Annotated in this window: 25 protein-coding genes and 1 riboswitch; of the genes, 9 read left to right on the top strand and 16 right to left on the bottom strand. The window is 69.6% G+C overall.

What is annotated here, in order from left to right; genetic code table 11:
- A partial coding sequence (locus ACSC1Q_RS35105; RefSeq protein WP_436763024.1) for a transposase occupies positions 1-339 on the bottom strand: 339 nt, incomplete at its 3' end.
- A gap of 170 nt (positions 340-509) precedes the next feature.
- Here ACSC1Q_RS35105 and ACSC1Q_RS35100 point away from each other — a divergent pair.
- From ACSC1Q_RS35100 to ACSC1Q_RS35085, 4 genes are all read left to right on the top strand, one after another.
- On the top strand, positions 510-1,103 hold the full coding sequence (locus ACSC1Q_RS35100; RefSeq protein ID WP_436763023.1) for an ATP-binding protein: 594 nt from the start codon (positions 510-512) through the stop codon (positions 1,101-1,103).
- 446 nt (positions 1,104-1,549) lie between these two features.
- Positions 1,550-2,251, top strand: coding sequence for a glycosyltransferase (locus ACSC1Q_RS35095; protein WP_436763022.1), 702 nt, complete (start codon positions 1,550-1,552; stop codon positions 2,249-2,251).
- A 205-nt stretch (positions 2,252-2,456) separates the two neighbouring features.
- Complete coding sequence (locus ACSC1Q_RS35090) at positions 2,457-4,529, top strand: family 16 glycosylhydrolase (protein ID WP_436763021.1); 2,073 nt, start codon at positions 2,457-2,459, stop codon at positions 4,527-4,529.
- Positions 4,530-4,662: 133 nt separating this feature from the next.
- Positions 4,663-5,412 carry a helical backbone metal receptor gene (locus ACSC1Q_RS35085; RefSeq protein ID WP_436763026.1) on the top strand — a complete coding sequence of 250 codons (750 nt, stop codon included), beginning with the start codon at positions 4,663-4,665 and terminating at the stop codon, positions 5,410-5,412.
- Between the two features lie 29 nt (positions 5,413-5,441).
- Here the strand turns inward: ACSC1Q_RS35085 and ACSC1Q_RS35080 are convergent, their stop codons facing one another.
- From ACSC1Q_RS35080 to ACSC1Q_RS35015, 14 genes are all read right to left on the bottom strand, one after another.
- Positions 5,442-6,746, bottom strand: coding sequence for an MATE family efflux transporter (locus tag ACSC1Q_RS35080; RefSeq protein ID WP_436763020.1), 1,305 nt, complete (start codon positions 6,744-6,746; stop codon positions 5,442-5,444).
- Positions 6,743-7,765, bottom strand: coding sequence for an LLM class flavin-dependent oxidoreductase (locus ACSC1Q_RS35075; RefSeq protein WP_436763019.1), 1,023 nt, complete (start codon positions 7,763-7,765; stop codon positions 6,743-6,745). Before ACSC1Q_RS35075 ends, ACSC1Q_RS35080 begins: the two co-directional genes overlap by 4 nt.
- Before the next feature lie 28 nt (positions 7,766-7,793).
- Positions 7,794-8,993, bottom strand: coding sequence for a YcaO-like family protein (locus ACSC1Q_RS35070; RefSeq protein ID WP_436763018.1), 1,200 nt, complete (start codon positions 8,991-8,993; stop codon positions 7,794-7,796).
- 249 nt (positions 8,994-9,242) lie between these two features.
- Positions 9,243-9,806: a (2Fe-2S)-binding protein gene (locus ACSC1Q_RS35065; RefSeq protein WP_436763017.1), complete on the bottom strand. Its 564-nt coding sequence runs from the start codon at positions 9,804-9,806 to the stop codon at positions 9,243-9,245.
- 187 nt (positions 9,807-9,993) lie between these two features.
- On the bottom strand, positions 9,994-10,776 hold the full coding sequence (locus ACSC1Q_RS35060; RefSeq protein ID WP_436763016.1) for an ABC transporter ATP-binding protein: 783 nt from the start codon (positions 10,774-10,776) through the stop codon (positions 9,994-9,996).
- Positions 10,773-11,834: a FecCD family ABC transporter permease gene (locus ACSC1Q_RS35055; RefSeq protein ID WP_436763015.1), complete on the bottom strand. Its 1,062-nt coding sequence runs from the start codon at positions 11,832-11,834 to the stop codon at positions 10,773-10,775. Before ACSC1Q_RS35055 ends, ACSC1Q_RS35060 begins: the two co-directional genes overlap by 4 nt.
- Positions 11,831-12,826: an ABC transporter substrate-binding protein gene (locus ACSC1Q_RS35050; protein ID WP_436763014.1), complete on the bottom strand. Its 996-nt coding sequence runs from the start codon at positions 12,824-12,826 to the stop codon at positions 11,831-11,833. Before ACSC1Q_RS35050 ends, ACSC1Q_RS35055 begins: the two co-directional genes overlap by 4 nt.
- A gap of 132 nt (positions 12,827-12,958) precedes the next feature.
- A riboswitch (cobalamin riboswitch) is annotated at positions 12,959-13,157 on the bottom strand.
- 14 nt (positions 13,158-13,171) lie between these two features.
- The gene (locus ACSC1Q_RS35045; RefSeq protein WP_436763013.1) at positions 13,172-14,083 is read right to left on the bottom strand and encodes a cobalamin-binding protein; all 912 of its coding nucleotides are present in this window, start codon (positions 14,081-14,083) and stop codon (positions 13,172-13,174) included.
- Positions 14,084-14,215: 132 nt separating this feature from the next.
- Positions 14,216-14,890, bottom strand: coding sequence for an NAD(P)H-binding protein (locus tag ACSC1Q_RS35040; protein WP_436763012.1), 675 nt, complete (start codon positions 14,888-14,890; stop codon positions 14,216-14,218).
- An 88-nt stretch (positions 14,891-14,978) separates the two neighbouring features.
- A complete protein-coding gene (locus tag ACSC1Q_RS35035) occupies positions 14,979-16,175 on the bottom strand; it encodes an MFS transporter (protein WP_436763011.1) in 1,197 nt (398 codons plus the stop codon).
- Positions 16,176-16,337: 162 nt separating this feature from the next.
- Positions 16,338-17,135: an ATP-binding cassette domain-containing protein gene (locus tag ACSC1Q_RS35030; protein ID WP_436763010.1), complete on the bottom strand. Its 798-nt coding sequence runs from the start codon at positions 17,133-17,135 to the stop codon at positions 16,338-16,340.
- Complete coding sequence (locus ACSC1Q_RS35025; RefSeq protein ID WP_436763009.1) at positions 17,114-19,129, bottom strand: dipeptide/oligopeptide/nickel ABC transporter permease/ATP-binding protein; 2,016 nt, start codon at positions 19,127-19,129, stop codon at positions 17,114-17,116. Before ACSC1Q_RS35025 ends, ACSC1Q_RS35030 begins: the two co-directional genes overlap by 22 nt.
- Positions 19,126-20,190, bottom strand: coding sequence for an ABC transporter permease (locus ACSC1Q_RS35020; RefSeq protein ID WP_436763008.1), 1,065 nt, complete (start codon positions 20,188-20,190; stop codon positions 19,126-19,128). The genes ACSC1Q_RS35025 and ACSC1Q_RS35020 overlap by 4 nt, the downstream gene beginning before the upstream one ends.
- A complete protein-coding gene (locus ACSC1Q_RS35015) occupies positions 20,187-21,752 on the bottom strand; it encodes an ABC transporter substrate-binding protein (protein WP_436763007.1) in 1,566 nt (521 codons plus the stop codon). The genes ACSC1Q_RS35020 and ACSC1Q_RS35015 overlap by 4 nt, the downstream gene beginning before the upstream one ends.
- Positions 21,753-21,858: 106 nt before the next feature.
- Between ACSC1Q_RS35015 and ACSC1Q_RS35010 the strand changes: the two genes are divergently transcribed.
- The 5 genes from ACSC1Q_RS35010 to ACSC1Q_RS34990 all read left to right on the top strand — a co-directional run bounded on the left by ACSC1Q_RS35010 (position 21,859) and on the right by ACSC1Q_RS34990 (position 24,991).
- Complete coding sequence (locus ACSC1Q_RS35010; protein WP_436763006.1) at positions 21,859-22,083, top strand: hypothetical protein; 225 nt, start codon at positions 21,859-21,861, stop codon at positions 22,081-22,083.
- Between the two features lie 123 nt (positions 22,084-22,206).
- Entirely contained in the window at positions 22,207-22,767 is a 561-nt protein-coding gene (locus ACSC1Q_RS35005) for a hypothetical protein (protein ID WP_436763005.1), read from the top strand.
- A gap of 141 nt (positions 22,768-22,908) precedes the next feature.
- Complete coding sequence (locus ACSC1Q_RS35000; RefSeq protein WP_436763004.1) at positions 22,909-23,409, top strand: copper resistance CopC family protein; 501 nt, start codon at positions 22,909-22,911, stop codon at positions 23,407-23,409.
- Between the two features lie 324 nt (positions 23,410-23,733).
- Positions 23,734-24,561: a transposase family protein gene (locus ACSC1Q_RS34995; protein WP_436763003.1), complete on the top strand. Its 828-nt coding sequence runs from the start codon at positions 23,734-23,736 to the stop codon at positions 24,559-24,561.
- Positions 24,562-24,643: 82 nt separating this feature from the next.
- Positions 24,644-24,991, top strand: a complete 348-nt coding sequence (locus tag ACSC1Q_RS34990; RefSeq protein WP_436763002.1) for a hypothetical protein — start codon at positions 24,644-24,646, stop codon at positions 24,989-24,991.
- A gap of 595 nt (positions 24,992-25,586) precedes the next feature.
- Here ACSC1Q_RS34990 and ACSC1Q_RS34985 read toward each other — a convergent pair.
- Positions 25,587-26,072, bottom strand: a complete 486-nt coding sequence (locus tag ACSC1Q_RS34985; RefSeq protein WP_436763001.1) for a hypothetical protein — start codon at positions 26,070-26,072, stop codon at positions 25,587-25,589.
- Between the last annotated feature and the right edge of the window lie 340 nt (positions 26,073-26,412).

The following is a 26,412-nucleotide window of genomic DNA, read 5'->3' as shown; positions in this document are numbered from 1 at the left end:
CGTCTCGCCCGCGAAAAGCTTGGCCGCCTTACGCAGGATGTCGCGCTCTTGCTCCAGCTCACGGATCCGCGCCTTGAGCTGCTTGTTCTCCTCTTCCAGCACGTCGTCCGAGGATAGGGGCCCGGCCGAGGTGCCTTTGCCGCTCCCGACCCCGCCTGCCGCTCGTTGCCCGCCTTCACCTCGAGCCTGCGCAGCGCGTACCCACACCCGCAGCGTCTCGCGGCTGACCCCCAGATCCCGCGCGATCGACGTGATCGTCCGGTCCGGCCTCGACAGCACCAACGCCACCGCGTCGGACTTGAACTCGGACGGGTAGTTCTTCATCACCATCAGGAACATCTCTTCCCCTGGACCTCAAGATCCAGTCTCCAAGGTGTCCACATTCAAGGGGGAGCGCCCCTTCAAACCCCAACGAGGACTGACCGAACCCGCCGCCGACGCCGCCATCGACCAGGCCTGCCGGATGCTCCGGCTGCCGACCTTGCGCAATCAGTTCGCCGCGATCTCCGATGCCGCCGACCGCGAGCAGCTCACCTACCGCGGCTTCCTGGCCGAGCTCCTCATGGCCGAATGCGAAGACCGCCAGCGCCGCCGGGTTCCCGCGCGAGAAGTGGCTGACCGACTTCGACTTCTCCGCCAACCCCGGCATCAATCCCGCCGTCATCCACACCCTCGCCAAAGGCGACTGGGTCAAGAACGGTCACCCGCTCTGCCTCATCGGCGACTCGGGCACCGGCAAGTCCCACCTGCTCATCGCCCTAGGCGCCGCAGCAGCCATGGCTGGCTACCGGGTCAAATACGTTTTGGCGGCCAAGCTCGTCAACGAACTCGTCCTCAACAAGACCATCGCCCGCTACAGACGCGTCGACCTTCTCTGCATCGACGAACTCGGCTACATGGAACTCGACAAACGAGGCGCTGACCTGCTCTTCCAGGTCCTCACTGAACGTGAAGAGAAAGCAAGTGTCGCCATCGCCTCCAACGAGAACGAACATGTGCCAGCCCCAGATGGATGGACCAAGACCTTGCGCCGCGATCGTCGACCGGCTCACCTTCAACGGCGCCATCATCGAAACCGGCACCGAGTCCTACCGGGCATTTGAAAACTTAACGACCTGACCACCGGCCGTCTTTCCCTTCGCGGCGCCGACCGGCGCGGCTCATCACCGTTCTGTGAAGGCGGTGCCGTTCGTCCCCACCGGCAGGGTTCCCAGTCGGTCTTCACCATCAAGTCACGGACGACGTTCTGGTCGCCCGTAAGTGGCTTAGACTCTAACAACGCGCCCCATAACCCCTGAAACACTTCAGGGACCGCCGCACAGGGCTTTGAATCGGCCCACGATAACGCCGCTTGAGAAGGGCGCCGATGACCATACCCGCACCATATGGCCCACGTGACCACGACGTTCGGCCGGAAGCGATCTTCGGGTGCGACGCCGGTGTGGAGGATATCGTCGGTGACCACGTGCACAGGTCCCGCTACCTTCGCCACCTGACTCGCATGCTTTCGAATCCTTCTGGATCGGCTCTGACCACTCCGCTCCCTCGTGTGATTGTCCAGTTCTGGGACGACCCTGCAAGGATCCCGGCCGACGTGTTGGAGTGCATGGCGAGCTGGACGGCGCTGGAGAGTCAAGGGTTTCGCCGGGATGTGTACGGCGACGCGTCGGCGCGCTCGTTCATCGAGGCCACGTACGACGACGCGCACGTGGCGGCCTTTGATGCCTGCCCGCACCCGGCTATGCGCAGCGACTACTTCCGGCTGTGTTACCTGGCCGACAACGGCGGCTTCTACGTCGACGCGGACGACGCCTACCAGGGCACCGACTGGACACCGCTCTTTCGGGACTCCCGGCTGCGACTTCAGGCGCTGTGCTACGACATCGCGACCGATGCCATGGTTGACCCGCGCAGCGCGATGTCGACCGACAGTGACTCCGACACACGGATCCACTACGTCAACAACACCCCGATCATCGCACCGGACCACCATCCGGTCGTTCTGGCGGCACTCGAGGCAAGCACGGTGGCGATCCTCGATCATCCCGGCGGGCCGATCGACATCCAGTCGATGACAGGACCGGGCAACCTCACGGTGGCGCTTGCGCGCTACGCCCTCTCACAGGAACGGCTCGGGCAGCCGATCGACGTCGAGATCCTTTGCACGTGGGACACCATTGCCATGAGCCGGTGGCCGCTCAGTTACCGCGACGACGAGCGGAACTGGCGCCTGTGGCGTCAGGACAGGTGACGTTCCTGCTCACGATTCCAAACCGGGCCTTTTTGGCCTTTATCGCCGTATTTCCTCCCTGAACGACGACTGGCGACTTCTCTCTAGTATGAACATCACCTCCCTTTCTGGCCTGCGTTCCACGTTGCGAGCTCATGCCCTCTACCGGACCAGGCGAATTCTCACTCGGCGCCGGTCAATCGCGTTCTCAGCGAGCGACGACAACATGGTGATCGAACGTATCTATGTCATCAACCTTGATCGCGCTCAGGAGCGTTGGATCGCACTGAACCGCGAACTCAGACGGCTGAGGGACGGGGAAGGCCGCTCACTCAGCACAATCACAAGACGGTTCTCAGCGATCGATGCCCGCTATCTCGCGGGCCCACCCCCGGCTAACCTCCTCGAGCCGACGTATACATTGGCCGAGCAGCTCTTTGTCGATCCACACCCTAGGCTCGACATCGACGACGACGCCCGAGCGACGCGGATTACCATGACGCCGCAAGAGATCGCGGTGGCGCTCTCCCACATCGAGGTGTGGAGGCTGATCGCCGCCAGCAACGCACCTTTCACCCTCGTGCTTGAGGACGATGCATACGTCACACGAACGTGCGCGCCCGCGCTGAACCGCGCGTGGAGCGAACTGCGATCGAACCGAGGCGTCGAGGATGCCGTCGACCTTCTCTATCTCTCCTACCAGGAGACAGGCGATGAAGAAGTGCGCAGCCGCACCCGCCCTGCGCTCCGGCACCCAACCAGGGGGCTATGGCAACTATCTGGCTACGTGCTCTCCCGCAAGGGGGCAGAAAAACTCCTCAGCCTGCTTCCAGCCCACGGTCCGATCGACCTGTGGATCAACCTGCAGTTCGATCGGCTCTCGGTCCGGATGACGGGGCGGCCCGTCATCGAGCAGCGCCCGGATATCAAGTCAAGTAACTCCTACTCAGTCCTGCCGATCCTGGCGAAAGTAGGCGCGATCCGGCGCGAATTTCCTCAGCTCGCCCCGCGTCGGCCCACGAGGGGTCCGATCGTGGTCGTTGGCGCGCCCGGTACGGGCTTGTCCACGGTGGCGGAGGCTCTGTCAGTCCTTGGATTCCGCTGCGTCAGTGACCTCACCGACCTGCCCCCGGGCGAGCTTGATGCACTCCTTCGTGGCAGCCGACGTCGGATGTTCGACGCCTACGTGAACATCGGATCGCTAGGTATGGGCGAGGTTGAACGCATCGCCTCAAAGGCGTCGGCTCGTCTCATCGTCACGACAGGTAAAACCAGCACGACGGCGGACGCTCTGACCGAGGTGCCCGGTATTCCGCAGCATCACCGCCTCGTGCTCCCGGTCGACGAGCCGGACCCGTGGGAACGGCTCGCCCGGTTTCTCGGGTGCGACTACCCGACCCATCCTTGGCCTCACCAGCAGGAGAAAGGGCAGCGACGCGTCGCGATCGGAACTCGCTCGATCGAGGACATGACTCTTTTGGAACAACCTCTGGCTTGGGATGCCTCCCCCTGGATCGTTGATCGCAAGGCGTGGTCGGGTGTCTCGTTCGAGTCATCGCCGCCTCCTCGTGATGGCAGCACGTCCGAAGGTGGTGGCGCAGACGGCGGTGGTGTGGCGATCGCGTTGAGTGTGCACTCCCGTCTCGACGACGAATGGTATCTCCGCGACGACACCTTCCCCAGCAACAGAGCCCTCTTCCGCCCCGACAACGTCACGCTGCAGCACGAAGGCCCTGCTTCACTCACGCTCCGCCGCGAAGCGAACAAGGTACGAGAGCTCACCGGAGCCGCAATCGCAAGCCGCCCCTCTTTCACCTACGGCACGTTCGCGGCAGATCTGCGGGTTCCCTCCGGCTCTGGCTTGGTATCGGGCTTGTTCCTCCATCGCAACGGCCCTCGCCAGGAGATCGACATCGAGTTCCTCGGCCGAGACACCACTCGCATGCTCATCAACGTCTTCTACAACCCAGGAATCGCGGGCACGAAACTGGAGTATGGGTACCGGGGAACACCGGTCCTCATCGACCTCGGCTTCGATGCGTCCGCGGCATTCCACCACTACGAAATCGAGTGGCGGCCCGAATACATTCGATGGCACGTTGACGGGGTCACCGTCCACGAACGTCTCCTGTGGGGACCGACACCGATCCCGGACCAGCCAATGGAGTTCAACGTGAACCTCTGGAGCAGTGAGTCAACCGAGTTCGCAGGCCCGCTCAATGAGCACGCGCTCCCTGCGGTACTGGAGGTTGCGTCGCTGGAGGCCCGTTGCTTGCCGGGCCGTAGCGAAGATCACTGAACCTTTCTCTGTAACCGGTGGTGCGGGCGGTCCTCCGCGAGCCGATGACGGCAGAGGGCTACTCCTTCTTCACGCGTCCGTATCATTCGCAGGGGCCGTCAAATGATCGATCTCGTCAGGGAGGACATTGATGATGCTCGACGACCTCGGCACTCCCGTCGGGACGCGTGGTGCGGTGCATCGTGTGGTGTCGCTCGTCCCCTCCCTCACCGAGTCGCTCGCCGAGACCGCGCCGAACCTGCTGGTCGGCGCGACCGACTGGTGCACCCACCCGGCGGGGCTGACGGTGCGGCAGATCGGCGGCACCAAGAACCCCGACCTGGCCGCGATCATCGCCCTCGGGCCGGACCTGGTGCTGGCCAACGAGGAGGAGAACCGCCCGGCCGACCTGGAGGCGCTGCGGTCGGCTGGGCTGGCGGTTTGGGTGACGAGGATCCGCACACTGGAGGAGGCCTTCACCTCGCTGCGCCGGACGCTCACGCTCGCCTGCGGCCTGCCCGAGCCGGACTGGCTCGCCGCCGTGGAACGGGCCTGGTCGGCCCCGCCGGTCACCGGGGTGCGGCGGGCGGTGATCCCCATCTGGCGCAAACCCTGGATGGTCCTCGGGCGCGACACCTTCGCCGGTGACCTCCTGCTGCGGCTCGGCATCCGCAACCTCTACGCCGACCACCCCGAGCGCTATCCGAGGATTCCCCTGTCCGACCTGCTGGCGGCGGGCGCCGACCTCGTCGTCCTGCCCGACGAGCCCTACCGCTTCACCGCCGAGGACGGCCCCGGCTTCTTCCCCGCCACGCCCGCCGCGCTGGTCAGCGGCCGGCACCTGACCTGGTACGGCCCCTCCCTGGCCGAGGCGCCCGACGTTCTTCGAGCCGCCCTGGGATGAGAAACACCCGCACCGGTTCGCGGGCCTGCTCATCTCGCTACTTCCACAGATCCTCCCTGAGCGGCCGGGGACATCGTGCGGCGGGCGCGGATCCACAGCAGCAGGGCCAGCATGACGGTGAAGGCGGTCCACGCCACGTAGATCCCGGGCAGGCCGAGGCCGAAGGTCAGCCCGAGGAGCCAGCTCAGCGGGATCAGGACCAGGTAGTCGCCGACGACGTTCGCGACCATCACCGACCGGGTGTCGCCGTGGGCGCGCAGGAAGCTGCCGTGCGCCATCGCCCACACCATCGGCGCCATGCTGAGCAGTGCCAGGGGCACCACCTGCCAGGCCAGCGCGACGACCTCGGCCGAAGCGGTGAACAACCCCAGCAGGGCCGTTCCGCCGAGCAGGACGAGAGCGGCCGGGACCGCATACACGATGAGCAGTAACCGGGTCCCGATGCTGCGCCACCGTTCGGCGGCGGCTCGGTGCCCGGCGCCGGCCTCGTGTCCGACGAGGATGGCGATGGAGGAGGACGCCGAGGCCATCACGGTGAAGACGATAAGCAGCAGGTTGTCGGTTATCCGGTAGGCGGCCAGCTCGGGGGTGCCCATCCGGGCCGCGAAGCCCGCGATCAGCGCCTCGTTGAGGTAGCCGACGCCCATCGCGCTCATCTCCGGCCAGCCGAGGGCCCACAGCCTCCCGGCCACGGGCCGGCCGTCGCCGGGGACCTGAGGCAGCCTGGCACGGGCGTAGCCGAGCAGGACGGCGGTTCCGGCGGCCGTGGCGGCCAGGGTGGCGAAGGCGGCGCCTTCGATGCCGAGCCCGGCGTTGAAGATCAGCAGCAGGCCCAGCGGCAGGTTCACCGCGTTGACCACCAGGGCGTTGTACATGGCGGCGCGGGTCACCCCGACGCCCGAGCAGGCGCTCTGCAGGGTGAACGACGCGGCGGCGAACGGCACCGCGAAGGCCAGGATCCGCAGGTAGCCGCCGCCGGGGCCGATCAGCTCGGCCGGTGCCCCCAGCAGGGCGAGCACCGGCTCGGCGACGGCGTACAACGCGATGCCGATGGCGAGGCCGGCCAGGGCCGAGGTGGCCAGGCCCACCCGCACCGCCTGGATCACCGCGCCCGGCTCGCCCGCCCCGTGGGCCTGGGCGACCTTGATCTGTACGGCGGTCGCCCAGCCGCGCACGATGACCAGGGCGATCAGGTAGACGGGGGCGGCCAGGGCGAAGGCGCCCAGGGCCGTGGTGGAGTGGCGGGCCAGCATGATCGTGTCGACGATGTTGACGATGATCTGGGTGAGCCCGGCCACGAGCAGGGGTACGGTCAGTGCCCACAGGCGTCTCACAGGACGGCCCGCGCCGCTTCCAGCAGGGCGGTGTCGCGGTCGAGCAGGATGACGGTGTCCACCCGGGAGGCGCGCCACACCGCGAGCCGTTCGGTCATCGCCTCGATGGGGCCGAGCAGGGCCACCTCCTCCAGTAGCCGGTCGGGGACGGCTTTGACGGCGGCGGCCCGGTCGCCGTCGGTGAAGTGCTTGCGGATGTCGTGGGCGGGGCCCTCGTAGCCCATCTGGACGACCACGTCGGCGTAGGTGTTGCGCACGCCCGGGGAGGAGGCGCCGATGAGGTGGGCGTACAGGGGGCGGAGCTTTTCGCGGCCCTTGGCGATCGTGGGGGCGTGGGCGACGTAGAGGATGGGGCAGATCTTCACGTCGGCCGGTCGCCGTCCGGCGCGCGCCAGTCCTTCGTCGAGGGGGGCGAGGATGGCGGTCTCGTGCTCGGGGGCGTACATGCCCGACAGCCAGCCGTCGGCGATTTCGCCGGTGAGTGCGAGGTTGCCGGGGCCGATGGCGGCCAGGTAGATGGGGATGCGGGGTCGCAGCGGGGTCATCTCCGAGCGGATCGCGCGGGCTCGGCCGGTCGACCCGGGGCCGGTGTAGGGCAGCGTGTACAGCTCGCCCTCGTAGTGCACCCGGTCCTCGTGGGCGATGGCCCGGCGCACGATCTCGACGTACTCGCGGGTGCGGCGCAGCGGGCGCTCGTACGGCAGGCCGTGCCAGCCCTCCACGATCCACGGCACCGACAGTCCCAGCCCGAGCTGGAAGCGGCCGTCGGACAGGACGTCAAGGGTCATCGCGGTCATCGCGGTGGCGGCGGGGGTGCGGGCCGGGATCTGCATGATCGCGGTGCCCAGCTCGATGCGGTCGGTCACGGCGGCCAGGTATCCGAGCACGCTGACGGCGTCGGGGCCGTACTCCTCGACGCTCCACACCGAGTCGACGCCGATGCTCTCGGCGCGTTTGATCACCGGGAGCACCTCCCGCATGGGTTCGCCGCCGTAGCCCATGGCCAGTCCGAGCCGCATGCGTTCTCCTTCGGGGTCAGGTTCGAGGTCAGGCGAACGGCAGGGGTTGCCGTACGAGGTCCGATGAGGCGGGCAGCCGGGTCCCGCCGAGGAAAGGGAAGGCCGCCGGGGCGTCGCAGTACAGGCCGGGCACCAGCACCCGGGCGACGTGCAGCCCGGCGTTCTGGGCGTCCGGGGTGGTCAGGTCGGCCGCGTAGGCGCGAAAACCCCGCTCGGTGAGTGAGCGCAGCGGCCCGGTGGTCTCCGGCGGCAGCGATGGTCCGCCGGGGAGGCGCAATCGGTCCAGGGCGTCGCCCTGGAGGCGTTCGTCGAGGTAGACCTGGACGTGCAGGCGGACGTCGTTGACGTCGCGCCAGCCGCGCGTCAGGGCGTCGAGGTAGCGCCGGTCGGCGCGCCGCCGCAGGTAGGGCGGTTGTGCGATGTCGCGGCGCAGCAGGACGCGGCCGGTCTCGTAGGTGCCGACGGCCTCGGTGAAGGCCTTGGCCGCGGCCTGTTGCTCGTCTGCCCGGCAGGCGCTGCCGAACCCCACGACGCGGTGGGCGCGGTCCTCGACGAACACCGCCGCCACGGTCGCGTCGAACGTCGAGGGCACTCGCAGCAGCGACACCGTCAGCCCCGACTCCTCGGCCTGGGCCAGCGCCGTGGCCAGCGGGCCGCTCGCGGGCCTGGGCAGCGGTGAGGCCGGGGTGGTGCCCGCCCACCACGTGGTCACGGCGTCGCGTTCGAGGACCTCGCGCAGCGCCGCTTGCCTGGCCCGCTGCGGGGTCGTGGCGGCGGCGGTCCCGGCGAGGATCGGGTAGTTGGTGAGCGGCTCGGCGCGGCGGGGGCCGGTGAAGTAGTTCACGTACACCAGCGAGGCGGGCACCAGGACCCGCTCCGCGGCGACCAGGTCCTCGGCGGGTGCCCAGGCGATCTCCAGCTCGGGGGTCATCGCGACGAACGGGAACCCGCGCGCCCGGTACTGGTCGGCCGAGTAGAGGGCGAACGCGCGCGGGTCGGCGGCGGGTTCGGCCAGGTCGCGGTAGGCGGCCCGGCGCAGCCCGGCGGGCACCTGGTTGGCGCAGTGGCGTTCGATCGCTTCCCCGAGCGCGGCGGCCCGCGCCGCCTCCTCGTCGCCGAGGGCCGCGCCGCCGGTCACCTCCGTGCCCTCGTCGGGGAAGGCGGAGTAGGAGATCAGGCTGGGCACGACGGGGTCGCCGGGCGCGTCGCGGCGGACCTGTGCGATCACGAGTGCTCCTCTTGCCGGGGCGGGGCCGGGGCCCGGCGAGGGGCCCCGGCCTGGGCGATCTACTCGTCGTCGTCCTGACGCCACTCGAACGGCGAGTCCACCGCCGGGGTGTGGGACTTCAGGCAGTCCTGCGGGCCCTCGGGCTCGGCGAATCCGTGGTGTGCCATGCGCTTCCTCCTTCTGCAGGTGATTTGCACGTGCGAACTACACGCAACACCATAGGCATGGGATCGCGGTGAATTCAAGAATTCATTTCTTCGCCAATGAGCAGTCGTCGCATTTGGAACCGTCCGGCACCCGGTAATAAAGGCAGCACGTGGTGCGCCGGAAGGCCAGTTCAGGGGAGATGAGCGTTCCCTTTCCCGCGAGGTGGCCGCGGGTCAGCAGGTCGGCGACCAGGTGGGTGGCGGGCTCGGTCAGGTCCGGGCGGACGGCCGCTATCGCGCGGCCGGCCTCGGCCAGGGCGGAGGCGGCGTTGCCGTACAGCAGGCCGGGGGCGACCTTCACCCGCAGGCCCGCGGCCAGTGGTTCCAGGTGATGGCGAATCACCAGCTCGTAGAGCTGATCCGGTGATTCGTAGCGCCATCCCACCGGGGCGGGCAGGCGCAGGCGCGGGCCGTCGTCGGCGCGGTCCAGGCGGGTCAGGTCGGGCACCACCTGATGGGTGAGCACGGTGCCCAGCAGCGGCGACCAGAGCCGCGCGGCGTGGCCGAGCTGGGCGATCGAGGCGCCGATGCGCAGTTCGCGGGTGCCGTATCGTGTGGCCGTCGCCTCCACCAGGTCGGTGAAACCGCGTTCGTAGTCGGATTTCACGTCGTGCCACCCGGCCGCATCGCCGCCGATGTGCAGGGAAAAGAACGAGCCGAATCCGGCGACCGTTCCGAGGGCCGTCAGAATCGATTCGGTCGATGCCGATTCCATTTGTACCGAAGCTCCATTCGTGAAAGGCGCACGGTGAACAAGCCGGATGGCGGATCCGGCTTTTCATGCAAAGAGGGATTCAGTTCGTGGGGCGGCTCCCTCCGGTTCGGAGGCTCACCTGTGGCACCCCTGTCTCGGGGTGGAGCGCCACGTCGGCGTCGACCCGGTAGACCTCGGCGAGCAGGGCGGGGGTCAGTACGTCGGCGGGGGTGCCGAGCGCGACGACGCGGCCGGCGTCCATGACGCAGACGCGGTCGCAGAAGGCGGCGGCCATGTTGAGGTCGTGCAGGGCGACCACCGCGGTGACGCCGAGGTCGCGCACCAGGTTCAGCGCGTCGAGCTGGTGGCGCAGGTCCAGGTGGTTGGTCGGCTCGTCCAGCACCATCGTGGCCGGTCGCTGGGCCAGCGCCCGCGCGATCAGCACCCGTTGCTTCTCCCCGCCTGAGAGCCGGTCGAAGGGCGCGTACGCCAGATCGGCCACATCCAGCCGTCCCAGCGCGTCGGCGATGATCGCCTTGTCCTCCGCGTTGTCGCCGTCGAAGGCCCGTTTGTGCGGGGTGCGGCCCATGGCGACGACGTCGTACACCGACAGCTCGAAGTCGCCGCCGCTCTCCTGCAGGACCGCGGCCAGGCGGCGGGCCAGCCGGCCCGCGGGCATGCGCCACACGTCCTCGCCGTCCAGCAGCACCCGGCCGCCGGTCGGCCTGCGCGCCCGGTAGAGGGTACGCAGCAGCGTCGACTTGCCCGCCCCGTTGGGTCCGACCAGGGCCAGCACCTCCCCGTCGGCGACCTCCAGCGAGACCTCGCGGACCAGGTCGCGGTCGCCGACGCGGACCGACACCTCTTCCATGGTCAGTGTCATGTGGAGCGCCTCCGCATCAGCCACAGGAAGAACGGCCCGCCGACCAGGGCGGTGATGATGCCCACCGGGATCTCCTCCGGCGCGATCAGGGTGCGGGCGGCCAGGTCGGCCGCGATGAGGAAGGCCGCGCCGAGCAGCGCCGTCGCCGGGAGGGCCCGGCGGTGGTCGGCGCCGATCAGCAGCCGCACGACGTGCGGCATGATCAGCCCTACGAAGCCGATGGTCCCGCTGACCGCGACGATCGTGCCGATCATCATGGCGACCAGCACGAACAGCGCCGCCCGGAAGCGGTGCACGTCCAGCCCGAGCGAGGCCGCGGCCTCCTCCCCTGCCAGCAGCAGGTTCAGCGGCCGCGACACCCCGATCAGCGCGGCGGTGCCCACCAGGACGGCCACCGCCGGGATCCCCACCACCGTCCAGGTGGTCCCGGCCAGGCCGCCCAGCATCCAGCGCACCGCCGCCTGCGTCTTGTGCGGGTCGTTGGAGGTCACCACCAGGAAGCTGGCCACGGCTGAGAGCACCTCGGCCGTGGCCACCCCGGCCAGCACCAGCCGCACCGTCGTCATGCGCCCGCCCGAGCGGGCCAGGAAGTAGACCGCCACCAGCGCGGCCAGCGCCCCGAGGAAGGCCGCGATCGGCAGGCTGAAGGCGCCGAACACGCTCAGGCCGAACACCACCACGGTGACCGCCCCGACACTGGCGCCGGAGGAGACCCCGAGCAGCATCGGATCGGCCAATGGGTTGCGCACCAGCGCCTGCAGGGCCATGCCGCAGACCGACAGGCCCGCGCCGATCACCCCCGCCAGGACGACGCGCGGCAGCCGTACGTCCATCACGATGGTCTCGCGCACGGGTGTCCAGGTCGGTTCGGCCAGGGCGGGGTGGAGGTGGTGGAGCAGGATGCCCCACACCTGCCCGGCCGGCAGGGCCACCGACCCGGCCGCGACGGCCGCGGTGACCGCCCCGCCGAGCAGGAGCACGAGCAGGCCGATCACGACCGGGTACGGCAGTCCCGGGCGCCGCGCTGGAAGCACGGCGCCCGCGATCGCCTCGCTCACCGGAACCGGTCGGCGTGCAGCTGCCGGGCCAGCGCCTCGACGGCCCCCGGCGCCCGCACGCCGAGTACCACCGACGACAAAGGCAGCACCGCGAACCGCTTGTTCTTGATGGCCGGTACGTCCTTCAGTGCCGGGTTGGCCAGCAGGAACCTCTCCTTGTCGGCCACCGGCTGGTCGCCGTAGTCGTAGATGACGATCCAGTCGGGCGCGCGCTCGGCGACCTGTTCGAACGACACGTCCCCCCACACCTTGTCGACGTCGGCGAACACGTTCTCGGCTCCGGCCAGCTTGATGATCTCGTTGCCGACGCCCTTGCCGCCGGCGGTGAAGGCGGTCTTGTCGCCGCTGTCGTAGACGAACAACTTGACCGGGGCGGCGTCGCCGACCTTGGTCTTCACACCGTCGAGGGTCGCCCGCAATGTGGTGATCAACGGTTCGGCCCGGCCGGAGACGCCGAAGATCTTCGCGACGTTGCGGATCTCGGTGTCGACCAGGTCCACCGACACCGCGCCCTTGGCGCACTCCTCGACGTTCAGGTACGTCTTGATGCCCGCCTTGTGCAGGGCGTCCCGGCTGCGGCCCTCCTTCTCGTCGAAGGTGCTGGCGAAGCCGCCGTAGACGAAGTCGGGTTCCTCCGCCAGGAGGGCCTCGTACGCCGGGTACTCCTTCGAGACGACCTTGATGGCGTCGTAGGCCGCCTTGTACTCCGGTAGCACCTTGTCGTCGAGGTAGGCGGTGCCGATCATCGACTTCTCCAGGCCGAGTGCCAGCATCACCTCGGTGGCGTGCTGGTTCATGGAGATCGCCCGTCGCGGTGGCCGCTCGTAGGTGTTTTTCTCGCCGCAGTTGTCGAGGGTGAGCGGGAAGCCCGCGGGCGCGGAGGCCGCCGGAGCGGCGGCCGGGATGTTCTCAGCGGGGGTGCCGCCGCAGGCGGCCAGCACTCCGGACACCAGGAGGGCGAGCAGCAGGGGAATGGGGCGTCTGCCCGTCATGACGTGTTCCTCTCACGGAATCTGCACAACGGGGCGGATCTGAAAGAGGGAATGCCACAGGGCTTCTCGGCGCGGCCACCGGCTCGACGGGCACGAGAGCCCAGCTCCTCCCCGGGGAAATCCGCCCCAGTTCATCGAGGAGGCGACCGCGTGAGTCTCCTGGCTCTCGGGTCGAGGCTCGTCCCCGCCTTCCCACCCCGGGGAGGGGCAGTGGCGTGGTGGGGATTCGCTCGCCGATCACAGTGGCGGGACCGCGCCGGATTCACACCGGCTTCCTCAGTCCGCGCTCGCCTACGCCGACCATGCTCGCACATCACCCATCAACGACAAAGGCCGCACCACCCGTCAGACCCGGTGCGCCTCCTCACGTTCGACAGGAGCGCTGGCGGGCACCCCGTGGAGCACCTGGGCGAGGACCTCCACGCCCCGCACCACGCGCGGTCCGGGCCTGTTGAAGTACGCCGGGCCGTCCAGCACCCACACCTGGCCCGCGCGGACCGCCGGCAGGTCGGCCCAGCCCGGAAGGCGGGTCAGCGAAGGCCACTCCGCTCGCGTCCGATCGGGCGGAAAGCCGCAGGGCATCAGCAGCACCACCTCGGGCCGGGAGGCTCGCAGCCTCTCCCAGTCGATGGCGGTGGTGTGCTCGCCCGCCTCGGCCAGCAGCGGCTCACCGCCCGCAGCCCGGATCTGCTCGGGAACCCAGTGACCGGCGGGCCACAGCGGGTCCAGCCACTCGATCGCCGCCACCCGCGGCCTCGGCCGGTCCGCGACCGCCGACCGCACCGCCGCGAGCCGCTCCTCCAGCTCGGCGACCCGCCGCGACGCCACGTGCGCCACCCCGAGCGCCTCACCGAGGTGCTCGATGCAGCGCAGCACGTCGGGAAGTGTGCGCGGTTCCAGGCTGATCACCCGCGGACCGGAGTCGAGCAGCCGCACCGCCCGCGACACCCCCGTGTAGGAGACCGCGCACACCTCGCACAGGTCCTGTGTCAGCACCACGTCGGGGGCCAGGGCCGCCAGCCGTTCGATGTCGAGGGTGTACAGCGACGAGCCCCGGTGGGCGGCGCCGCCCACCGCGTCGGAGATCTCCCTGCTGCTCATCCGGTCCGCGGCGAACTCCGCCGCCGTGACCACCGGCACACCCTCCACCACCTCGGGCGGCCAGTCACACTCATGGGTGCGTCCGACCAGGTCAGCGCCCAGCCCGAGCACCGCCACGATGTCGGTGGCGGCGGGCAACAACGACACGATGCGCATACCGCGACCCTAGCCGCGCCCCGCTCTGGCGAGGCGTGGGTGCCGCTGCCCAGCGCGGATCACGGGCCGTGCCGGGTCCGCCACGGAGCCCATCGTTCCGGTTACCGCCCTCTTCTGCCGTGTGATCGGGGTTCAGGAGGGGCGACGGCCCGTCGATGAGGTCACAAGCCTGGCGACCGCGTCGACGACGGGGGTCTGGCCGGCGGTGAGTTCGACGATCGTGCGGCTCAGTGCCGGCTCGTGCAGGGCGGCGTCGATGAACGCCGCGACGTCATCGCGCGGCACGCCTCCGTACTCGATCGCGAGGCCGGCGGTGACACGGCCGGTTCCCGGCTCGTCCAGGAGAGTCCCCGGCCGGACGATGAGCCAGTCGAGATCGGTGCGGGCGAGGTAGACGTCGGCGCTCTTCTTCACCCTCATGTAGTGCTCGAAGCCCTCCGTGCTCTGGGGGCCGCGCCCGGCCTCGGGGAACGCCGAGACGAGCACGAACCGCGGCACTCCGGCCCGGGCGGCGGCGTCCGCGGCCTTCTCCAGGCCCCTGCCGTCAATCGCGGTGGTCATGTCCGGGCCGGTGCCGTGGGCTCCGGCGGAGAACACCACGGCGTCATGCCCGCCGAGCCCGCGTGCCAGCTCCTGCACCGAGTCGCCGACGAGGTCACCTGCCAGCGGCGTCGCACCGGCCGCGCGCACGGTCTCGGCTTGCGCGGGGTCACGGTGCATGCCGGTGACCAGCTCACCGCGGGCGGTGAGCTGGCGGGCGAGCCGGCGGCCCACGCCTCCGGCTGCGCCGATCTGGAACACCTTCATTATCGTGATCTTCCCTTTCTCCGGGCGGAGCGACTTCGAGGCCGATCGCAGCGGTGAACGCCCGCATCGGGCGTCGCCCCCGACGTTGTCAGGCGAGGACGCCTCGGCGGCCCGCGAGCAGCACGATCACCGGCAGCAGCAGGCACTGGGCGGCGATGGCCAGCCAGAATCCGGGCAGGTGCCCGGCGGTCTCGAACAGATGGTAGAGGCCGCCGCCGACGAGGCCGCTCAAGGACGCGCCGATCCCTTCGGCCAGCCGCTGGTGCCCGAAGACGACCGTCGGCGACCGCTTCGTACGGCTGAGCATCTCAAGGGAGTTCTTGAGGAAGAGCACCGAGTTGCCGACGCCAAGAACGAGGATCCCGGCGGCGACCATGATCGCGTTCCCGCCGGTGAAGGCGATCATGCCGACGGCCAGACACCCGAAACCGACCGCCATCGCGTGCGCGTAGCGCATCCGTTCGACCCGTCGGGTCAGGAGGGGCTGCAGCACGGCCAGCATCAGCGAGTAGCCCATCATCGCCGATCCGTAGAAGACGGTGGGCAGCCTGCCCTCGGCGTAGGAGGACAGGAACTGGTAGAAGTGCATGTACAGGTAGAGGGTCAGGGCGGTCACGGCGAACGGCAGCACCGCCAGGCCGCGCAGTGCCCGGCGCAGTGGCTCGATCACCTCGCGCTCGTCTCTTCTCTCCCGGGGCAGGAAGGCGTGCCCGATCGCCATCACCGCGTGCAGCACCGCGGCGGCGACGAACATCCCGCCCGGGTCGTGGATGAACAGCGACCCCACCACCGGCCCGACCGCGATGCCGACGTTGCCCGTGGCGTAGCTCGCCGACATCAGCCTCGGCCGGTCGTCCGGGCTCGCACCGTGCACCGTGTAACCCCGGACGCTGGGCGAGTAGAGCCCGGTGGCCGCCGACCGCAGGAACAGCGCGGCGACCGTCACCTCCGGCCAGGCCCCACCGACGAGGAACCCCAGCGATCCGACGGTCTGCAGGACCATCGCGATCACCAGGGATCGCTGGAGCCCGATCCGCTCGGCGAGGGCCGCACCCGGCACCCCTCCGGCGAACTGCACGAACGTCGCCACCCCGAGAACGACGCCCACCTGGTCCATGCCCAGTGCCATCCGGTCGCGCAGCAGAACCGCCAGGTACGGGTACACGGAAAAGCTGACGAGATTGACGAGGAACCCACTGCCGAGCAGGGCGAGCTGTGTGCCGGTGAACGATCGGACACCGGATCGCGCGGGGGCGCCCGATGTCTCCCGTCCGGTGGATGTCATGCCGGTCGCACCTCTTCGCGGGAGGAAAGCGCGAGACCGGAGGAGAGCGTCTCCGGACGTGTGACGGTCATGCTCGGCATGTCGGCCGGACAGGCCGGAAGGTTCCCCTCACGAGGGAACACGTTACCGCCGGGTGTCATCTCGGCCGGGGACACCCGAGGATCAGCCCTCGGGAGCATCGGTGCTCGTCGCGATGTCCATGGTGGGGGTGGCCGCGAGCAGAGTGCGGGTGTAGGGATGGCGGGGGTGGGTGATGAGGTCCCCGGTCGGGCCCTGCTCGACGATCCGGCCTCCTTTCATGACGGCGATCCGGTCCGCGAGCTGGGACAGGACGGCGAGGTCGTGACTGATGAACAGGCAGCCGAACTCGAGCCGGTCACGCAGGTCGCAGAGCAGGTTGAGCACCGTCGCCTGGATCGACACGTCGAGCGCGGTGACCGGCTCGTCGCAGATCAGCAGGCGTGGCTCCAGAGCCAGCGCCCGCGCGATCGCCACGCGCTGCTGCTGGCCTCCCGACAGCTGCCCGGGACGGCGATCGCCGACCTGGGGGTCGAGCCCGACGAGGTCCAGCAGTTCGCCCACCCGCGCGGACCGGGCCCGGGAATCGCCGATCCGGTGGACGAGCAGCGGCTCGGTGAGGGCTTGTCGTACCGTATGCCGTGGGCTGAGCGTGAGGTAGGGGTCCTGGAACACCATCTGGACCTGCCGCCGATGGGCCCGCAGGGCCCGGCCCCGGAGCGCGTGCACGTCCACCCCGGCGACGCGCACCACCCCGGCGCTGGGCCGGTGCAGCCCGGTCACGACCCGCGCCAGCGTCGTCTTGCCGCACCCCGACTCACCGGCCAGCCCGACGATCTCGCCCGCCGCCACGCGCATCGTGACGTCCTCGATCACCGCCGTGACGTCTCGGCCGCCGCGGCCCCCGCCGTAACCGGCGCTCACTCCGACGATCTCCAGCACAGGCCGGTCCCCTTCCCTTCTGTGGTCGCGGGGCGGCTGGGGTGGCGTAGGCAGGCCGACCGGTGTGCGTCGGCGCGGACCGGCGTTCTCAAGACCAGCGCCTCCAGCGTCTCCAGGGGCGGCGGCCCGGACACGCAGGCCGCCGCCGCGAGCGGGCATCGGGGTGCGAACCCGCAGCCCTCGGCGTCGTCGGGACCGGCGCCCGCCCGGCCGGGCATGGTGCGAAACCGGGTGCCCGGTGCCGCCCCGGGGCGCGGTACGGCGTCCAGCAGGCCACGGGTGTAGGGGTGGTCGGGATCGGTGACCACCGTGGTGAGCGAACCCGACTCCACGATCCGGCCGCCGTAGACGACGGCCACGCTGTCGGCCAGGCGCGCCACCACCGCCAGGTCGTGGCTGACGATGACCATGGACATGGACAGTTCGTCACGTAGACGCGCCAGCAGCGCGAGCAGCCGCGCCTGCACGGTCACGTCGAGAGCCGAGGTGGGTTCGTCGGCGACGAGCAGCTCCGGCTCACCGGCGAGGGCGATGGCGATCTGTACCCGCTGGCGCATCCCGCCGGACAGCTGATGAGGGAACTCACGGGCGACCTCGGCGGGGTCCGGCAGGCCGGCCAGGCGCAGCAGTTCCTCGGTGACCCGGCGGGTCGCGGCGCGCCGGCCGCCCCGGCCCGCGTTGCGGACCGCCTCGTCGACGTGCGCGCCGATCGTCCGCAACGGGTTGAGGGCGGCGCCGCTGTCCTGGAAGACGACGCCCACGCGGCGCCCGTTGATCCGGCGCCGCTCTCCCGGGGAGAGATCCGCCAGTTGCCGGGCCCCGGCACCGGTGCCCAGCAGCGCCGAGCCGGTAACCACCGCGTTCGGGTCCAGCAGGCCGAACGGGGCCAGCGCGGCCGTGGTCTTACCGCTTCCGCTCTCGCCGACGAGGGCGAGGACCTGCCCGCGCCGTACCTCGTAGGACATCCCGGCGACGACGCGACGGCGGCCGTCGCCGCCGCCGGGGTAGGAGACGGACAGGTCCCGAACGCGCAGCACCGCGTCGTTCTCGGCAGAATCTTCCTGCGCCGCGTCTGGCGGGGTGGGCGCCGCGGGTCGCTCCGTGACGACCACGCGGGCGGGCTGCGGGCCCTGCTCGGGGCGTGTCCGTGCCGAGCGGATCCGCCGCGGGCGGACCAGGCGCAGGATCGACGGCCGTTCCTCGCCGGCCGCCAGCCGCTCACCGAGCAGGTTTCCGGCGAACACCACGGCGGTGATGGCGATGCCGGGCGGGTAGGCCAGCCACCATGCTGAGGCCAGGAACGGCCGCCCCTCGATGAGCATCTGGCCCCATTCGGCGTGCGGCGGGGCGACGCCCAGGCCGAGGAAACTCAGCGTGGCGACACTGAGGACGATCATGCCGACGTCCGTGCTGGCGTAGACCAGGCAGGGCGCCAGCGCCGGGGGAAGCAGGTGGCGGCCGATGATGCGCCCACGGCCCGCACCCAGCAGACGCAGGGCGTCCAGATGGGGGCTGCTTCGCATGCCGGCGACGCGGGCGCGCGCGATCCGGGCGTACGGCGCCCACGACCACAGCGAGAGCGCCAGGACGAGGTTCTCCACACCGGGTCCGCGCACCCCGATCACCGCGAGCGCCACCAGCATCCCGGGCAGCGACACGACCACGTCGATCACCCGGGAGACGGCCCGGTCGACCCATCCGCCCAGGTAACCTGCGACGGCACCGACGGCCGTGCCGGCCGTCAGCGAGAGCGCCAGCACGGCCGCGGTGACCGTGAGCGAGATCCGCGCCCCGTACAGCATCCGGCTGAGCTGGTCGCGGCCGAGCTGGTCGGTGCCGAGCGGGTGCTCCGGCGACGGCGGCAGCAGCCCGGCTGCCAGATCGGTGGCGGTGGGATCGGCTGGGGCGATGACCGGCGCCAGCACCCCCGCGATCGCGAAGAGGACCAGGGGCAGCGCGACCAGTCCCGTACGCGTCCACGCCCGGCCAGTCACCTCGCCCCCCGCCGCAGCCGGGTGGTGAATCCGCCGGCCCGGTCCCAGAGCGGCGTACCCCAGCCGGAGGGCCCCTTCCCGGAGGAGGCGGAACGGACGTTCCGGTCTCGCCGGGAGCGGGGGTCGATGAGTCCCTGCAGGACATCGGCGCAGCGGTTGGCCAGGATGAAGCCGCCTCCCATGACGAGCGTGCCGGCCTGCAGCGCCGGGACGTCCCGGGCCCCGGCCGCCTGTACGTAGTAGGCCCCGATACCGGGCCAGCCGAAGATCTGCTCCACCACGACGGCACCCACCAGCAGGCTCCCGATGCCGAACCCGGCGACCGACAGGATCGGCCCGGCGGCGTTGGGCAGGCCGTCACGCAACACGATCGACAGCGGCCCGCTGCCCCTGGCCTGCGCCGCGCGCACGTAGGGCCGGTCCAGGGCCTCGCGCAGCGTGACGGCCACCACCCGGCTGAGCACGCCAGCGACCGGCAGCCCGAGTACCGCCATCGGCATCAGCCACGTCGAGGGACCCGCCATCCCCGACGTCGGCACCACGCGCAGCCGCAGGGCCAGAACCAGCACCAGCAGGTAGCTCAGCCAGAACGCCGGCACCGAGGTGAGGAGCAGGGCCGCGATCCGCAGGGTCCCGCGCAGCACGCCACGCCGCAGTACCGCCCCAGCGACGCCGACACTCACCCCGATCACCAGGGCGACCACCGTGGAGCCGGCCACCAGCCCCAGCGTGACGCCCAGCCGGTCGGCGACCTCGGGCCCGACGGGCGTGTTCGTCCGCAGCGACAGCCCGAAGTCGCCGGTGCACGCGTCGGCGAGCCAGCGCAGGTAGCGCACCGGGGCGGGATCGTCGAGGCCGAGCTCGACGCGGACGGCCTCGATCTGCTCGGGCGTGGCCGGCCGGCCCGCCCGGGTCGCCGCCAGCACCGCCGCGGCGTCACCGCGCGCGAGCAGCACCAGCGCGAAGACGCCGAGCGACATCGCCAGCAGCACGCCGAAGACGTCAACGGCCCAGCGCGCGAGGTAACCGCCCACGGTGGCCAGCCGGCCGGGTGACCTCATTCGACGGTGACTCCGGTGAGCTCCAGATCGACGTCGGTGGGCGGCATCGTGAAGCCCTTCACCGCGGCGCGCACAGCCCAGATCCGCGGCCGGTAGGCCAGCGGCACGAAGCCCGCGTCGGCGGCCACCGCGTCGTAGAGCTCCTGGTAGGCCGCGGCACGGGCGGTGGAGTCGCGGGCGAACAGCGCCTTGTCGACCGCCTTCTCGGTGGCCGGGGTCGCCCACAGCGGGGCGCGCGCGCCGGAGGTGAACAGCGACACGATCGAGCTGGAGGGGTCGTACGGAGCGCCGAGGCCCTCGAAGAAGGTCAGGTCGTAGGTGCCCTCGGCCCGCTCGTCGTAGTACGCGGCGGCGTCGACCGGGGAGATCTCGACGGCGATCCCGACCTCCTTGAGGGCCGCGGCGATCGCCTCGGCCATCGTGCGCGGGTCGAGTTGCCCCGCGGCCGGCTTGGCGGGGAGGAGCAGTTTGAGGGAGAGCCTCTTGCCGTCCTTGACCCGGCTATCGCCGTCGAGCGTGTATCCGGCGGCGGCCAGGGTGGCGCGAGCGCCCGCCTGGTCGAAGTAGAGCGGCAGGTCGGTGCCGGAGTCGGGCACGCCCGGCGGGAACACCCGCCGTGCGGGCTCGCCGTAGCTTTGGAACAGCGCGCCGACCAGGGAGGTGGTGTCGATGGCCTGGCGCACCGCCTCGCGGACGGCCCGGTCACCGGCCGGCCCCTCGGGGTTGAACCCGAGCATGATCGAGACGTCCGAGGCGCCGGTGAGCAGCGTGACGTCGCCGCGCTCGCTCAGCGACCTGGCCTCCAACGGGGTGATCGGGGCGAGGTAGGAGCCACCGATGAGGTCGATCTCGCCGTTGGCGAGCGCGTCGACGCGCGCCTGGGAATCGGGGATGACCTTGAACTCAAGCCGCTCCAGCTGAGGCTTGGTCCCCCAGTAGCCGTCGTTGCGGGCCAGCGCCGCACCGGTGGCGGAGTTCGACACCAGCTTCCACGGTCCGGTGCCGATGGGGGTGGCGAACGCGCCTCCGGCGGCGGCGGACTTCGGGCTGAGCAGCCGCACCGGCCGCACGATCGACATCTCCTGCAGCAGCGGCTCGTACGGCTCCGACAGCGTCAGCCGGACGGTGTCGGCGTCGGGGGTGTCCACGGCGGAGATGATCTGCGAGGCCCGGAAGAAGGTGAACTTCTTGTTGCCCACCCACCGGTCGAAGTTCCACTTGACGGCGGCGGCGTCGAGCGGTGTCCCGTCGGTGAAGCGGACGCCGTCGCGCAGGTCGAAGGTGACCTGCCGGCCGTCCTTGGCGACGGTCCACGACTCCGCGAGGCCCGGTTCCAGCTTGCCGCCCTTGGTGTAGGTGACGAGCGGCTCGTAGATCGCGTCGAGCAGCAGGAAGTTGCCGGTGAAGGCGTGCGGGTCCAGGGCGCCGGACTCCTCGCTCAGGCCGACGCGTAACACCGGGGCGGCGGGGGCTTTCTCATCGGTGTCGGAGACGCCGGAGGCGCACGCACTGATCAGCGTGATCGAGGCGACGAGGATGGTGAAGAGGCGCAATCTTGACACGAACACTCCGGGCAGGTGATAGCCGTCGACAAGGTGGGCGATCGATCGCCCACCCACCAGGTAGTCGGTGGCATCGCGTGACCGGTTCCCCGCGACAGCGACTGATTTGCCGCATGAGCGAGACACCCTCGTCGAGGGTTCGAGAGGCGTCCGCACCCTGGCTTCGGCGATGGCCGGTCACTGCCACGGCTACGGTGACGCCGGCCATCCGGGCATGGCCGCGACCCTCGCCGCGACGGTGGACCGGATGTCGTCCGAGATCGGCCCGCGCCTCGACCGGGCCCGGATTCGCGCGACGGCCGGTAGGGGACACGAGCCGCCCACCGGATGAACCGTGAGACCACCCCGCGCGTATCTCCGGACATGAGGCGGGCGACCCCGGCCGTGACGGCCGACGACATGATCCATGATCCCGGTCTTCTCGGCGGGCCACCCGCCTGACAGGATGTCGTTCGTGACCCCTGTGGCGTCGGCGCTGCGTGTGCCGCGAGCCGTCGTCTTCGCGACGATGTGCCTCGTGGTCTCCGCGGGCGGCCATGCCCTGGCCGGGGGTGGTCTGATCCCGCCGCGTCTGGCCGTTCTGGGCGCGCTGGTCGCCTTCTGTGTGGCGTACGCGCTGAACGGGCGCGAGCGTGGGGTGGAGGTCGTGCTGGCCGCGACCACCGGCGCGCAGATCGTGTTGCACGAGCTGTTCAGCCGCGCCGCGTCCGCGCCGCACGCGATGTCCTCGGCCGAGCACGGTCACTCCTCCGGGCTGGGCATGACGGTGGCCCACCTGGTGGTGGCGCTGGGCACCGGGTGGTGGCTGCACCGCGGCGAGAGCGCGCTGTGGTTGATGATCCGCCTGTACGGCGGGCCGCGGCCGTCGATCCGGCTGTTGTTCGCCGCCCCCGTCGAGGTGGCTTCGCCGGTGTGGCGGGCCGTTCCCGCGGCCGAGGTGCGGCCGTACGGTGGCTGGGAGATCCTGCCGGTGCTGCGGCGGCGCGGTCCGCCCGTGGCGCGTCACGCCGGCTGAGGGACCCGGAGGAAGGGTCCGGCGGGCGGCGTGCCCCTCGCGACCACGACGCCCTCCTTCTTCTTTTCCGCCGGAGGCGTCTCCTCCGTTCTCGCCGGTCCGTACCAAGGGCACGGCGAAAGGTTCTTTCTGGAGCCCACGATGGCGTCCCTGCCACGATCTGTCCGCACGACCGCTGTCACCGCGCTGTGCCGCGCCCTGTTCGTCCTGCTCGGCACACCCGCGGCGCTCGCCCACGACCGCCTCAAGAGCAGTTCCCCGGCCAAGGACGCCAAGGTCTCCGCCGTCGAGCGGATCAGACTGGAGTTCAGCTCCCGGATCCGCTTCCCCGCACTCGCGCTGCGCACGACGGACGATGTGATCGTCGATATCGGCAAAGCCAAGGCGACCGGCGACACGGTCACCTCCGAGGTTCCCGGGCCGCTGCCGTCGGGCAGGTACGTGATCGCCTGGCGGGTGGTCTCCTCCGACGGCCACCCGATCGAGGGGGAGATCCCCTTCACCATGACCGCCCCCGCGACATCGGAGACACCGTCCGCGACGGCCACACCGACCCCCGCGAGCACACCGGAGCCGTCGGCTTCGGCGTCCGCGCCGGTGCTCGCGCGCCCCCTCTCGCGCTCTAACCGAGGCGCAAGCTAAGAATCATAAGCGGTTTGCGGGTAAGCTGACAAAATACAAAGACGACATTAAAATTACTCAATACGATACAGGTAACGTCAAGTTCGAAGTTCGAGTGCCCGGAAGGATGCCAGGGTCGTACGCGATTTATCGCAAGATCGTTGATGTCAACGGGAAGACACTGAGGTGATCTCAGCAAGATCAATAAGGGCAGTTGCGTTTCGATGCCTTCAAAACGACGTCGGAAGACATGAATCGGGATGGATCGCGATGCCCCTGAAATAGGCGTGGAGCTTTCGGTAGAAGAGGTCTCACCACAAGTCTTCTTCAGCCAGAAAGCCCCACGTGATCACCTATCGTGCCACGCTCGACGTCTCTCGGGAGCTGGTTTGCCATCTCTCCCTGCTGCTGTCGGCCGAGCGCCGCCGACTGGGCACCCGCTCGGGTTCTCGGGCCCTGACCTGCTTTGAACAGGCCGTAATGGGGTTGCGCTGGTTTCGCGACCGCACCGACCGGGCCGCCCTCGGCCGCGACCACGGCATCTCCCGCGCCACCGCCTACCGCTACATCGACGAGGTCATCGACGTCCTGGCCGAGAAGGCGCCCGACCTGCACCACGCCCTGCGGCGCGCCACCGACGCCGACCTCACCCACCTGATCTTGGACGGCACCATCATCACCACCGACCGCTGCGCCGAGAAGACCATCAGCGTCAAAGGTGAACCCATCGACCTGTGGTACTCCGGAAAGACCCGCCACCACGGCGGCAACATCCAAGCCCTGTCCGCGCCCTGCGGCCTGCCACTGTGGGTGTCGACCGTCGAGCCCGGATCGGTGCACGACCTGACCGCCGCCCGCACACACGTCCTGGGGGCGCTGTACAAAGCCGCCGCCGACGGCCTGCCCACCCTGGCCGATTCGGGCTACGACGGCGCCGGCATCGGCATTCTCACCCCGGTCAAACAACCCTCCGACGGTCGGCCCCTCGACCTCGACACCCGCACCCGCAACGCGCTCTTGCGCGCCCTGCGCTGCCTGGGAGAACGCGGCTTCGCCCTGCTCACCCAACGCTGGCGCACCCTCCAGCGCATCACCGCCAGCCCCAGCAGAATCGGCGACATCGTCAAAGCCGCACTCGTTCTCACTCATTTCGAACACGGCTACCTGAAATGAAAGTCGCTGAGATCACCTCACTGTCGGTTCAGAAGGTTACTATCGCTCCCGACGGAAGTGTGGTTCACATCAAGGACAAGATGTGAAGTTTGAAGAAGCGAAAGAAGATCGTCGTCGCCTGCTCAGAGAACTAATCGAGCTGCGACGACCAGTGTCTGATCTTGTCGATAAGCTGCGTAAGTATTCGTGGGATATTGACGCCCCCCTCGAGTCTGTCGAAGCCGAGGACGTGGCAAGGATTCTCGATTCCTACCTATCTGGTCAAATTCCCGCAGCCACACTAACGGAATGGGCAGATGCGTTAGAAATGAGAGATGATGTGCAAATCGACGAACATCTCTTTGAGTTTTTCTCTGAAGCATCTTCGCCTGAAATAAATGAATCAATATCAACAGAATTTGCTAGGCGATGGATGTCGCGTCTGATATGAATTTTTAGCGAAGCTCAAAGTGGGAAAATAGGCTCCGGGACAAATCATTTTCTTAGGGCTTGTTCGGCTCCTCCTCGGATGCCTCCATGACGTTCGCGCGTGTCTGCGCGGCGGGAGTGTGGCAACATTCCTCAGTGCGGGCTCCGGCCCTCGGCAGGGCGATGAGGGCGGCGTCGCGGGGTCCGCGGCGGTCGGCGGCGGTCGGCGGCGCGGCGTACCGCGTTCTCCTGCGCCTGCGACAACGCATCCGGAGTTCCAGGCTTGGGCACCCGGGCGCGCTTGACCGCCAGGCGCAGTGCGGGGTCGTGTTCATACAGCAGCGTCATCGCGGCCAATGCCTGGTTCACCGTCGCCGGCGACGCCCCCCGCGGCGAGTAGGTGCCGACGCCAAGCAGTGACGTCGGCCTCGGCGCCGACCAAGTCCACGAACGCGTCCGCATGCTCGGCCGCCCGCGCGAGCAAACCACTTTCGGTAAGCCAGCGCTATCTCCGCGGAGGCCGCCACCGACCCCGCCTCACGGCCGAGCCGAAGCGCCACTACGTTGCCCGCTCCGGGGGGGCAGACAAGATAAGCGTCAAAGGGGCAAGGCGCAGGTCAGAGGGTTTTCTCCCGAAGGCCGGTCTTCAGCTCGAACAATGCGGCGATCTGGTCGCGGGTCAGTGCCCGGGTGCGGTCCGGTGGCGCAGGCCGGCGTTCCAGCCCCGCGGTGGGTTCGGCCGCGAGCCAGCCCCGTGCGCGCCACCAGGCGATGGCGGCGCGCAGCACCGACAGTTCCCGGTTGACGGTGTCGGCGTCGGCGAGGGTGGCCCGTTCAGCGAAGGCGGCGGCGATTCTCGCCGCTGCGGCGGGATGGCCGAGGTCGGCCAGGAAGAGTTCGGGGACCGTCGCGCCGCGCCGTTGTTTGCCGATCGGGGGCTGGGTTCCGTGGGCGAGCCATGCCCAGGTGGCCAGAGAGATTCGGTAGATGCGCCGGGAGGAGGCGCCGATTCCGGCGGCCCTCAGGTAGGCGTCGATGGCACCGGCGTAGGTGGCGGGGGCGTCGCCGCGTAGCGGGATGATCTCAGCCGCAGAGTCGATCATCGGTTTCCTTCCGGCGGCCTGAGCGCTGCCGCAGTAAATGCGTACACCTCGACCATGATCGCGAAAACGTGGTCTCCAGGTCATTGTGGGGGCCGTTCGGGTTCTGCCGCAGTAAATCCGGGAGTATCTGCGGCTAGCTGCTCTCCAAGGGGTCCAGGGAGGAGCTGTACAGCGCTGACCTGCTCTGAGATGGCTTAGCGCACGATCCGGTTCCGATGTTCCTCAGACCCCGACCTGAGCGTCAAAGCACTCGGCTCCAACCCCCGCATGAGAACTCCTAAAGCTACGCCCAGCCGCAAAGTAGTGCTGTCGTCCCAGGTCAACAGGGTCTTCCAACGGC

Origin of the sequence: Streptosporangium heterodermiicola, assembly GCF_051390675.1 — a bacterium.
In the GTDB taxonomy this organism is placed as follows: domain Bacteria; phylum Actinomycetota; class Actinomycetes; order Streptosporangiales; family Streptosporangiaceae; genus Streptosporangium.
The sequence above is the reverse complement of the archived record's forward strand: the minus strand, read 5'-3'. Positions and strand labels throughout refer to the sequence as shown.